Here is an 11,907-nt window from a genome sequence, read left to right on the forward strand (position 1 = left end):
CAGCTTGAAAGCATGGATGTTCACGTTTGAATCAATATATACTAGGAAGGTGGGAGGACTAGCCGAAGTACCACCAAGGCTCGCTAAGGCACTAGTAGAGAAAGGCATCAACGTCGAAATATATACGCCGAGCCATGGCCTCGAGGCCAATAAGGGATCTGAGAGGGTGGTCTTTAAAACCAGCATCAACGGTGTCGAGTACTCTATACTAGAGTATAATGCACCGGTGAAACACTATATAATCTCCGGCGGTATACTAGAGGACCCCCTGGTTTACTCTTCAAACCTTGTCTCGAAGAGCCTTGCTTTCGCAAGGGTGATCAGGGAATACTTTAACCAAGTAGTTGGAGAAGAAGGCATGCCCGACATAGTCCACGGACATGACTGGCACAGCTATCCAGCGCTTCTCGCAATAAACCTTGAAGCAACTAAGAGGAGCATACCTGTAGGTATAGTATACCATGTTCATCTGCTTTCACATGGATTCATGGATCTCCAAGAGATCACCAGGGGGTTGAACATGTGGAGTAAGGATCATATCCGCGGCAAGCTAGGGATTAAGTCGTTCGAGGAATACTATTATGCGTCAGGCGGCTGGATCGAGAAGCTGGCCGCGTTGACAAGCGATAGAGTTATAGTAGTTAGTAAAGGATACACTAGAGATGTTGTGAGATACATAGGCCTAGACAATGCTGATAGAGTAGACTACGTGTTTAATGCATCAACATGGACCTGGAGCACGGTCCTGGATACAGTGTCGAAGTATATTGGTGACAGGGATCCCTTCAGCTATGAAGCACGTAGGCTAGTCAGGGATAAGATGCTTAGGGAAGAATTAAGGCTCGTCAACGTTGAAAACCCTGATCCCTATTTAAGAGACGCCATTAACAGGCTCATCGATAAATACGGGGTCTCAATCAGCGCGCCATTCAAACAAGACGGGCCATTAATATTGCTCACAGGTAGATCCACGAGACAAAAAGGCATAGACCTACTGCTTAAATCGATGGATAAGCTCTTAGTAGAAGTACCACGGGCTAGAGTAGTCTTGGCAGTGATCCCTGTAAGCGGTACAGAGGAGTTGTTAAGGGAGATAATAGAGTACCAGTTATTGTTCCCGGATAACCTGAGGATTCTACCAGGATATATTGACCGCGAACACTACTTAATGCTGTATTATGCCGCATCAGTCTTTCTGGCAGCAAGCAGGTATGAGCCATTCGGACTAGTGGTATTAGAGGCTTTGTCCTCAGGTACACCTGTTGCTGCATCTAATACAGGCGGGTTCAGAGACCTCATCAAAGATGTGAGGACGCATGGCCTAGATGGAACAGGTGCGCTGTTTCCCCCGCTTGATATAGATGGAATGATCGATGCCGTGAAGACTGTTCTCGAAATAGTTGAAGACAAAGAGAGATCGGTCGTGTTCAGGAGGGGATGCGTGGAGCATTCTAAGCAGTTTTCATGGAGTAGTTCAGCCGATAAGCTAATCAAGATATATACGAGTGTTAAGAGTCAGGCTGAAGGCGGAGACGCATTATAGCAGTGGGATCGATATGTCGCTTATACCTCCCAGGAAAATACGTGATATAGAGGCGTATTTAATCCTTAATAAACCGGTTCTAAAACCCGGTGAAGAAGCGAAAATACATGTCCTCGTATCAGGTAGTGGAGAAGGAAGAATGCATATCATGGTGTATGATGACGAGAAAACTATTTTCAACGGAGACATCGCTATAGGGGGCTCCTTAATAGCCGGCATAATACCATATGACGCACCGAGCAGCCCAGGTGTATACAAGGTCTACCTGAAGATAGGGGATATCGTAGTGGATGAGTTAACGTACATGGTATATGATGCCGGGGAGAAATCTAAGCCGAAAAACCTGGCACTTGTATGGCATCATCACCAAGCCCCGAATTACCTACCCAATGGCGTGATTCATGGGCCATGGGCATTCATCTATACATATGGTAGTTCCCTTAAGCCATATGGTGATGCACCCTACAGGTATCATGCGCAAATGCTCCAGAAGCACCGTGACTACCATGCAACCTATAATCTGAGTCCGAGCTTGATTAAGCAGTGGGACACTGCTGTTAAGCGTGGCGTAGTCTTCGCAACCGGAGAGAGGATTGATCCTGGTAGTGAGAAAGCCAAACTGATAGAGGAAACCATGAATATGTATAAGGATGCATATAAACGGGGCCAGATAGATGTACTAACCAGTATCTATGCTCATACAATAGGTGGTTTCCTAGTAGATGTACTCGGGTTAAGCGATATAGTACGGGATGAAGTAAAGTATGGGGTATCTGTTACAAGGGAAGTATTAGGGATAACACCGCTTGGAGCATGGACTCCTGAGATGGCTTTCTCAATGGAGATGATAGATGTTTACTATGATAACGGGATAGAGTATACTATTCTAGATGATAAATGCCATTTCGAGATGGCTGAAGGGGAGAAAACCACTAGTTACGAACCATATGTTGCTTTAAATAAAGAGAGTGGGAAACACATAGTAGTGTATTTTAGGGATCATGAGTTAAGCGATGTATTAAGCTTCAAAAACAATTTCACGAGCGAGGCCCATGCCTGGAGAAACGCGTACGAGGTATCCCTTCTCATAGCCAGGAAGATCATGGGGATACCAGGTAGGATACTAACCCTTGCACTAGATGGCGAGAACTGGATGGTTTTCGCCGGCAATCCGCCTTTAACAGCACTGTATTTTGATAAACTATTATTGTTCCTGGAATCCCTGAGCGATGAAGGCGTGTTAAGGTTGGTCAACCTGAGAGAGGTGTATGAGGAGTTACCTGCGACACGTATACTTATGAAGATCCCCACTAATACATGGCTTTGCACCTTCAGGAAGTGGAGAGGGGAAAAAGAAGAGCATGAGGAATACTGGCTTAAAGTAGTTGACACCTATATGAAGATAAGGGCATATGAATCACTGATTAAGGGTAGAGATCCTTATAGCGAGAAGGCTAGATGGGCATTGTGGCATGCCCTTGATAGTGATTACTGGTGGGCGGAGTTCTGGTCACCTAAGATCATAGAGACATGGTTAAACGAGTCGCTGAGGTATATAGATGAGAGATTAAATGGCATCCAGATAAAGGATGTTAAAATACCTGGAAAACCAATGTCAAATACGCCTCTCACACTCATCGTGGAGGTTATGAATACCCTGGAAACCCCTGTTAAAGCCGTTGTTAAAGTATCCTGTCCAAGCAGGAACTGTGTTAGTGAGAAAGAATTCGAGGCACCGGGCAGGACATCTGTAAGCATACCTGTAGAGATCACTGTGGGCGAAGTGGGGTTAGTACCGTTCTCAGTGGTGATTCAATCCGATTCATACATCATCTCTAGCTTCATCAAGGAGATCGAGATATATCCATCTATGCCATTGAATCCACGATAGTATGGATAGAAATAAATACCGCCCATAATTAGTTATATTTTGTATCAACTAAGTGGTGGAGATCCCAAGTATGAGGAAAGCCGTTGTAACGCATTGGGATATAGACGGGCTTGCATCAAACACCATTATTTCACGTTACACGCGTCCCGAGAAGAAGGTGCTTTCCTCTGTTACGTCTACATTTAAGTATTTAATGAGTTTATTTGAGGAAGGCTATAGCGAAATAGTGGTCGCCGATTTAAATCCCCAGTTAACTGATTTAAATAATTATGCGAACTTATTTAGCGCGATGCGTAAAAAGGGATATATAGTTAAATGGCTGGATCACCATCTATGGCCCGAAGAGGTTGAAAAAACTTTTATTGAATTCAGTGATGTTGTCTCATATATTAATGACCCGTTCACGGTTACAGCGGATATCTCAGCAAACTTCGTGAACGCTACCAGGGATAGATTTGTCACGATGCTTATAGAGCTAGCCTTCGACGACGACTGGTTCCAAGGCAAATACGAGTTGACGACTATATATAGACGCGTCCTAAGGTTCTATAAGTGGGAGATAAGGTATAGAATTCTAGAGTCACTACTAGCCGGCGACATAGCTCCTAGATGGATGCTAGAACTATATAGGCTTGAAGTCAAAAACATCTACGAAAACCTGATTAGAGAAGCACTTGGCAGGGCAGAGCTAGTAGAGAGGAAAGGGGTTAAAATACTTGTCTTCCCCGACGTAGATCCCAGGGTTCATCCAGGTGAGTTGATAAGCATAGCCGAGAAGAACGGGTTTACCTCACACGTGTATATAGTTAGATATCCTAGAGGAGTAAACCTACGCAGCGACTATGTCGACGTATCAAAAATAGCGTTGAAATACGGTGGGGGAGGACACAGGAAGATATCTGGGATACCCGGTAGAATAGATGTTGAGGCCCTGATCAGCGAAATAGTTAGAGCCATCGAGGCCAAGGCTAAAGTCCATGATAACTACATTATTTAAAATCTAAGGAGCTAAGTAGAGAGGAGTACTTGCCCGTGCCCAAACAACCATAGTAGCTAAAGTGCTTAAAAACTCTTCATGAAGTCAGCAGTCTATCCCAGAACCCCTTATCCTCCGCCTCACCTATTACCACGGCCACCAGCCCGCCGTTCTTATCTAGTACGAGGATATGGGGTACTCCTAAAACGTATTGGGGTGGCACCCCCTTTGAGATCTCTAGGTTTGTAAGCTGGGAGAAGAGTGATTCAACCCTCTTATCCGTGTCAATCCATAAGTATAATGCTTTACCAGGCATCTCAGTATTGAAGAATTCTTGTTGTGCATGGCAGTGAGGACATGTGGTCAGGCCAAACATTACTATCCTAGTGGATTCATTGAGCTCTACGATCTGTGTTAGGTTGTTGTATATGTTTTCCCATTCACTACTGGTAATATCTATATCCATGTATTTACTGGTGCCGAGATAGAAAGCTATATTACCACTGCCTCCACCCGGCTGGTTCCATAATAGTAGTATCGCTATTGCGGCAATGAAAACTACTACTGGTATGAGCAAGAATATTACATTGCCCTTATCAGTCCTACCCTTATTTTTACTAGTGCTTTTACCAGGCATTTTACGGCACCCCACCGTTATTCTTATTCTTGAACCATTATCTCTAATCCTGTTTTTAACGGTATAGATAGACATATACCGCTATTGCAACCGCTATCAGGCCCCCGAGTATTCTCAAGGAGGCTTGATGCTTGATTAGTTTCTCATGTATCCTGGTTTTCATTATTCCTATATAAATCAATGTGATGAGAACCAGTGGTGAAACAAATATCGCTGTATAGAGGAACGTGTAGAACGCCCATATGGGGAAAGGTGTGTCACTTGTCAGCATATTATAGATAATATACATCCCTGCACTACAGGGGAGCAGCGTGAAGGACGCGATAAACCCTGTTAAAGCAATGTAAATTAATCCCCCTGTCTCCAGGAGTTTTTGTAAACCTATTCTCCTTGATAGATTGCACTCAACCATATCCTCTCTGCAGATTTCATCGCCCCCGCTATTCCTCTCTTTGGCTAAATCATGGAAGCCATAGATGATCATTGAGACTCCATAGATTATCATTATGATAAATATGTAAATAGGTGAAACCAAGACCCGGCTGAACACGTTTCTCAATAGAAACCCGAATACCCAGTACCCGGTGAAAACAGTTAATATAAATACTACTGATATCTCAACAAGTTTCCTCATACTGCCTGCAACATATGATATGAGGATACCAGTGTATAATATAAAGAAGCACGGGTCCACCGAGTCTATCAGAGCCATGGTGGCTAACATGGGGATAAAGGATGCAGGATCCAAAGTATCCACCGAGGTGTCTATGCCTTAAAAACTAATTCATCGAGGAAACGGAGCCTCTTGGGTATTGGGGGGTGTGTTGAGAGGAATTCCTGCATGCTATTTACTTCTTTATTCTTGAGCTCCTGTATTACTTCATCTATGCTCGCGTCATCTATCTTAGGGCTCCTATAGAATGGACCATAGTGGTATAATGGGTTAGCCACTGCCTCTATGAAGGCATATATGAACATTGTTCTCAACTTACTCGTTGAAACCATTTCCCGGGCTCTCCCACTGCCCTCATAGTATATGTGTAGTTTTGCAAGCGCCCTCTGCATGTTCAATGGGGATGAAGCATAAGCTCCAGTAGTGTCTGCATAGTATTCCCTGAGCCTGCTAAAGGCTAGTACGAGTATTTGGACGATGAAGCTTATCACTACTGCTAATATACCTATTATAGCTAATATGAATCCCCCTGAACTACTATTCCTCCTCTCCGATGTAAGCCTCATTGACGAGTAAACTATGCCTGCCCTTACCAGGGAGACACCTAGATAATATATGATGCTGGGCAGGAGCCCCATGAATAACATTATAGAGTTATCCCTGTGTAAATGATGGCCCAGCTCATGCCCTATTACAGCCCGTAACTCATCCTCGTTAAGCATCTCCATGAGCTCCCTTGACACAGCCACGTATCTACCTGACAAAGCGTTACCATAGGCAAACGCATTTGGAGGCATATTTACAATCATTGCCTTAGGTGGGCTACTTAGACCGAGCCTTAATGCTACCTCATCAACTACCTTCTGCAACCATTCATCATGTCTAGCCCCGTAGAGAAGATTTATCATGTAGGGCGAGAGAATATAGGTGAACATATTGGCTATCACTATGAAGATCACGAGCCATACAATGAAGCCCAGCGTGAACTCTGCACCAATATAGTTAACTAATACATATGCTACAATGGATATCCCTGCAATACTCGACCCAATAGTTAAGAGGCCGATCAACAACATGGATGATGAGAGGGAGAATCTACTGGCGAACCTACGTGCCACCTTGGGGGCAATATAGCCAGCTGTGATCATTAGTACTAGGAATCCAATAATATATACTATTATAAGCGCTATCATTGTAAAGGGATCATAAAACCATAGCAACATCGATAATCACCAGGTAACAATATAATCAAAGACATCCTTAAAAACTTGAGAAAACTGGTTTATAAGCGTCTTTTAACTAGCTATACCCTACCTGTGCCTTATCATCCTGAGTGCAAGGATTATCGATATAGCCGCAACTGTGATGACTAGTATTCCTAGGTACTCCAGGATCAATCCCCTTGGTAGCTGGTTCTCAGGAGTAGTAGTATTGGCTATGGGTTGGTTTACAGGTATCCATATAAATGGCGTAGTAGTATTCGAGGATGTTACACCCCCCTGGGAAGATGTACTAGCATATATAGTGCTAGTATTAGAGTTTCCATCTAGAGTTAGCGCGAGAACCAGGTAAAGCGAGAATGCCTGTGAAAACCCGTGGACCGCTGAAGAGTAATCTCCGCTCTCCAGCGCCTCAGAACCATACTCGATGAAGAATCGTAGCACTGGTGTTGACGGTATTTTACTCGATAACATTGTTAATATGGCTTGCTGTACATACGCGACGTCATCTAGATTACTCTGATCAAACACCATATGCAACGCATACGTGGATTCACTAATAACATATATTGTGAAACCAAGTAGTGTGACAGAGTCGTTGACTATCTGTGAATTCATTAAACCATAGTAGTCAGATGCATCGCTTAAGACCTGTGTATTCCCACCCACCTCATTGACGAGGGCCTCGATATACGAGTAAATAGTTGATGCCGCCGCGTATAAATCCCTGGCATCAACTAGGTTAATTAATGATGGTGGAGAGCTACTCGGCAAAACCTTCATCAAATCCAGGAGTATACTGCACTGTTCAGCGTAGGAGAGCGAGTAGGATAAATATGCTAATTTATCACTATTGCTTGTAGAGGAAAATGCATTCGTATAATAGTAGCCGGCCCTATAGTAGACCGCCTTAGCCATGGAGAACAATATTAATTCATCTAGATCTAGGCTTCCCCCTATACTATTGAGCCTAACACCTATCGAAGTAAGAGTCGTGTTCACGGTGCCAAGTATAGAGTCTATGCTTAGAGTATTCGATAGTACTTTCGAGAAAAGATTATAGTATACTACCGAAGGATATATGCTAAGCCCCTGTACAAACGCGTAAACTGGGTACTTATCTTTAATGGAGTAAAGGCTTGAAAGAGTATTATTTAAATTATTGATAACCGTCTGCAGAGTTCTCTTATAATAATAGTCGTATACCTTGTTCACTGAAGAATATGTATCCTGGACCATAGCGCTCAGATTATTCAGGAGAGAGTCAACGACCTCTCCCGGTATACTTACCTGTAAGGGTTCGATGACGCTGGAAGCATTGATATCCATGCCTGTAAAATATGTGATAGCATCGAATATAGAGCCGACTTCTATCACGGATACATTGATGCTTCTACCATACTCCACAAGATCAATGCTCTGGTAGACTGTTCTCCTTATAACACCCCATGGCAGCCTCGTCTCCTGTATAACTGGGTACTGATAGTATCGTTGTCCTTTAGGAATAAGAAACGTCTTGAATCCATTCGAAGCTGCTGCATCAAGTTTCTCCTTCAACCCACCAACAGGCCCTATCGTGCCATCAGGATTAATCATGCCCGTCATCGTTACACTTGGATTAAGGGTCTTATTCATCAACAATGAGAGAAAGCCAACGCACATTAATCCACCTGAACTAGGGCCGCCTATGATAGGTACGTTAGACTCTGTAATCACATAGTAATCATAGTTATTGAAGGATACCCCTGCTACCAGTGAAGCTATATAGGCGGCTATCCTAGCAGCCCCCTGGGTATCTAGCTCAGTGTATGGTAAAGCCGAGAAGAATACTCTTCCACTACCAGGGTAAGCCACTATTAATGTGGTCTTAGATAACACACCCTCTCCACTACCGGATACCGCCGGAGCGTATATTGTGATGGATCTAACATAGCTGTAATTCGGTAATCCTGAATCACCAATCGCGGTAGCCGGTATTAGTGTTAATGCCAATAAGATGACCAAAGAAGCAATTGCCGCGTACCTATACCCGTGCATACACCACACCTCTAGGTTCACGGTAATAATTACTTGAAAATAGTGTTTATACGCTTTTCCATGATGTAGAATAGGGGATCGGTAAGCTTAAAACCGCTTTAAGGTGAAACAGCGGTGTTTTTAAACCGTTCTTCGCCTAGGTTTTCTGGGTTTCCGTGGGCTGGTTTACACTGCTTCTCCTGGGTCTCGGGAGTCAAGGAGACGCCACTAGACTTGTGTCCTCAGCTTATAAATCCATAACAAGTAAAGCAAGGAGAGCACTCAGCCTACAAAACCTTGAAGAACCTTCAAACCAGAAACAAATATATACCCTAAAATGAATTAAAAATAGTGATCTCTACAAAGGTAAGGAATTGATGCTGAAGCCGACATAGTCTGATTCATTGATGATGGGTCGATTGACTGAGAAAGCATTATCCAGGGGTGCAAAGTACGTGCGCTATCTCGATGTCCCTAAACTCTAACACCGCGATCTCCATATTCTTCAATAAGAATCTATCCACATCAAGTACCCCATGTGTCGGGATTGATTCTAAGAGCTGGCCTGTAATGGGTTCGGCTGAGCCTAAATTCAGCCATGTTATCAGGCTTGCATTCTCTAATATAGCATGCTTCCTCACTATTGGGGAGAGATATTCTTCTCTGTTAACAGATACATTAATGCCTGGGTGATAGGGCCCTGTGGCGGGCATTATAATTAGAATACCCCCTGTTTCCAAGGGGATCTTCATGAATACTGGAAACCTATATGCTCCGAAGCATCTAAGGCTCGGGTGCTCGTGCCCCATTATAACTATATCCTTACCCGAGGTATCAACATATTCGTGTCCATGCACCAATAAAACCTTCCTATTGTTGACCATTACCTCAATGGAGTCAACAAACTCTACTCCCAGCTTTTTAAGAAGTGGCTTTATGAAGTTATCGTGATTACCCCTTACGACCTCCACATCTTTAACACCTATATCCCTGATCCTCTTAACTAACTCGCCTACCTCTTCTCTCTCTTGTCTGAGTAGTCTATCAAACGCATGCTTTAGATCCCCATTGATAACTATCTTATCTATCGTGATTACCTGGGATACCTGGTCAAGGTATTGAAGGACACGTTTCAACTGGATCCGCGGTATAAATATCCCCCCGTATCCACTGCCACCTCTGAGACTATAGATCAACCCCCGTGAAGCCGCCTCCTCGAAGCCTAAGTGGAGATCAGCCATCAATAATGTCCTACTTGGTGAAATATAGAGGAACGGCGTTCCAGCGATAACGTATACCCCGGTATCTACCTCCTTGACTATAGGCCTCAACACCATGGATCTGACCTCCTCTCTGTCCTGATGGGCGGGGATTCTTTTTGGAGCAGGGGAGTTTTGGGCTGTATTCCCTGGTTCTCGCTGGGTTTAGTCCTGGCCGGGCCTCCGGCCGGTTACCCCTATCCCCTCCCGGGGACCCAGGGGGATATAGCTGTTTGAGCCCTCATCTATGCAAGCACCAAAGCCTATAAACATTCCATCATCCCCGTCTAAAAGGGTAAACCACCCCCTTTAACCCGGGTAGGAATAGTGAAGCGGGCCCGCCGGGATTTGAACCCGGGACCTACGGGTTAAGAGCCCGCCGCTCTACCAGGCTGAGCTACGGGCCCATGCCCAATTCAATAACCATAGGTAGGTGTGGTTTTTAAATATTTTACGGTCTCCAGTACTAATAAACTCGCTGAGCACTCGTGTTTAAATACTGGTTGTCCCGTGGATAGTGTTTTGAGGATAGAAGCATGCCAGCTGGAGATAGAAAGCCCCGCTCCAGGAAGCTCACTGATTTCATGGCTCCCAGGGATAAAGACCGGGTGAGCGGGAAAACCAGTGGTTCCACAGATACCGTGAAATCCGCTGAGGGACAAGCCATCCCTCAAAATAATACGGCCAGCCTCGATGAAATAAAGGAGATCATCCTGAGGAAGGCAAGGTCGTCTAGGACGACCGAGAAGAAGCCTGAAACACAGGAGCCCGGCTTAAATAATAACGGGAAGCTTATGGAAATGATTAAGATCATATCGTCCTCTAAACTAGTTAGAACCATAGAGTGTAACCAGCAAGGTGTATGTAATGATGGAAAGAGGATTGGCGAGATCTTTACTGACGAATACGGGATTAAGCGTCAAAGAGGCTTCATCAACACCACCCGTTTACCTATATTCCTAGATTTAATCGTCGAGGAGGCGGAAGCCGTGCCTGCACTTAGGGATAAAGCATATATCGTTAAGACAAGGAGAGGGTCTTTAGCACTGGTACCAGATGACTTCATATGCGAGCTGAATTCGCGATATGGTATTATAATACCCACCATAGAGAAATGCGTTAACTATAAGAGTAACCCGTGGATAGATAGGAGCAGGAGTGCTAGGAGGAAAAATACGTGATTAAAAACAATTATGGTTAAGCCTTAGGTAGTTACCTTGTATAGGGTCTCCCCTACATCTACATCCATTAGTCTTGGGGTTCTTCTACGGCGTCTACGCTTAATAGTGGTGGGCTCCCACTTCATGTCGGGTGTTCCGAGACTTCCATCCGGGAACTCCACTATCTTCTTCAATGCTAGTAGGTGATTCACGGCTTTACGTACTCTATCCTCACCAGCAATACCGCTGAACTCCTTGACGAGTTCCTGGAAGAATACTGGCTTACCCTTGTTTCTAATGGCATCGTATACTATGTCGGGTAATTCTATATCCCTGGGGGCTATCTCGATTAGTATGTCTGAGTCCTCATATACTACTTTTTTCTTCCTAACCATTTTCTCCACCGATCTATATTATGTGGGATAGTAATATATAAACTTTTTTCATTATTAAATCCCACCAGTCAATGGTTAGCCAGCATTTATAACATAATCCACTGGTTCCACCGGGTTTGAATCTGCCATAGGATTAC

At 44.2% G+C, this 11,907-nt stretch carries 10 protein-coding genes and 1 tRNA gene; 4 read left to right on the top strand and 7 right to left on the bottom strand.

From position 1 onward, the window contains the following. The first annotated feature begins 4 nt into the window (after nucleotides 1-4). The 3 genes from QXV08_RS01655 to QXV08_RS01665 are packed head-to-tail and all read left to right on the top strand — an operon-like array spanning nucleotide 5 to nucleotide 4,431. Complete coding sequence (locus QXV08_RS01655) at nucleotides 5-1,543, top strand: glycosyltransferase (protein ID WP_342785259.1); 1,539 nt, start codon at nucleotides 5-7, stop codon at nucleotides 1,541-1,543. A gap of 13 nt (nucleotides 1,544-1,556) precedes the next feature. Continuing rightward, on the top strand, nucleotides 1,557-3,434 hold the full coding sequence (locus QXV08_RS01660) for a glycoside hydrolase family 57 protein (protein ID WP_342785257.1): 1,878 nt from the start codon (nucleotides 1,557-1,559) through the stop codon (nucleotides 3,432-3,434). A 52-nt stretch (nucleotides 3,435-3,486) separates the two neighbouring features. Next, on the top strand, nucleotides 3,487-4,431 hold the full coding sequence (locus QXV08_RS01665) for a phosphohydrolase (RefSeq protein ID WP_342788164.1): 945 nt from the start codon (nucleotides 3,487-3,489) through the stop codon (nucleotides 4,429-4,431). Between the two features lie 76 nt (nucleotides 4,432-4,507). On the opposite strand, the gene QXV08_RS01670 is transcribed toward QXV08_RS01665, so the two are convergent. The 6 genes from QXV08_RS01670 to QXV08_RS01695 all read right to left on the bottom strand — a co-directional run bounded on the left by QXV08_RS01670 (nucleotide 4,508) and on the right by QXV08_RS01695 (nucleotide 10,622). Beyond that, the gene (locus tag QXV08_RS01670) at nucleotides 4,508-5,047 is read right to left on the bottom strand and encodes a thioredoxin family protein (protein ID WP_342785253.1); all 540 of its coding nucleotides are present in this window, start codon (nucleotides 5,045-5,047) and stop codon (nucleotides 4,508-4,510) included. Between the two features lie 55 nt (nucleotides 5,048-5,102). Continuing rightward, the gene (locus tag QXV08_RS01675; protein WP_342821378.1) at nucleotides 5,103-5,795 is read right to left on the bottom strand and encodes a transmembrane electron transporter; all 693 of its coding nucleotides are present in this window, start codon (nucleotides 5,793-5,795) and stop codon (nucleotides 5,103-5,105) included. 17 nt (nucleotides 5,796-5,812) lie between these two features. After that, nucleotides 5,813-6,943 carry a zinc metalloprotease HtpX gene (locus QXV08_RS01680; RefSeq protein ID WP_342785249.1) on the bottom strand — a complete coding sequence of 377 codons (1,131 nt, stop codon included), beginning with the start codon at nucleotides 6,941-6,943 and terminating at the stop codon, nucleotides 5,813-5,815. 87 nt (nucleotides 6,944-7,030) lie between these two features. Further along, complete coding sequence (locus QXV08_RS01685) at nucleotides 7,031-8,977, bottom strand: S16 family serine protease (protein ID WP_342785247.1); 1,947 nt, start codon at nucleotides 8,975-8,977, stop codon at nucleotides 7,031-7,033. A gap of 413 nt (nucleotides 8,978-9,390) precedes the next feature. After that, the gene (locus tag QXV08_RS01690; RefSeq protein WP_342785245.1) at nucleotides 9,391-10,293 is read right to left on the bottom strand and encodes a metallophosphoesterase; all 903 of its coding nucleotides are present in this window, start codon (nucleotides 10,291-10,293) and stop codon (nucleotides 9,391-9,393) included. 255 nt (nucleotides 10,294-10,548) lie between these two features. Further along, a tRNA-Lys gene (locus QXV08_RS01695) sits at nucleotides 10,549-10,622 on the bottom strand. Between the two features lie 129 nt (nucleotides 10,623-10,751). Here QXV08_RS01695 and QXV08_RS01700 point away from each other — a divergent pair. After that, nucleotides 10,752-11,396: a hypothetical protein gene (locus tag QXV08_RS01700; RefSeq protein ID WP_342785243.1), complete on the top strand. Its 645-nt coding sequence runs from the start codon at nucleotides 10,752-10,754 to the stop codon at nucleotides 11,394-11,396. A gap of 23 nt (nucleotides 11,397-11,419) precedes the next feature. On the opposite strand, the gene QXV08_RS01705 is transcribed toward QXV08_RS01700, so the two are convergent. Beyond that, on the bottom strand, nucleotides 11,420-11,770 hold the full coding sequence (locus tag QXV08_RS01705; protein WP_342785241.1) for a hypothetical protein: 351 nt from the start codon (nucleotides 11,768-11,770) through the stop codon (nucleotides 11,420-11,422). Between the last annotated feature and the right edge of the window lie 137 nt (nucleotides 11,771-11,907).

Source organism: Desulfurococcus sp., assembly GCF_038881575.1.
In the GTDB taxonomy this organism is placed as follows: Archaea; Thermoproteota; Thermoprotei_A; order Sulfolobales; family Desulfurococcaceae; genus Desulfurococcus.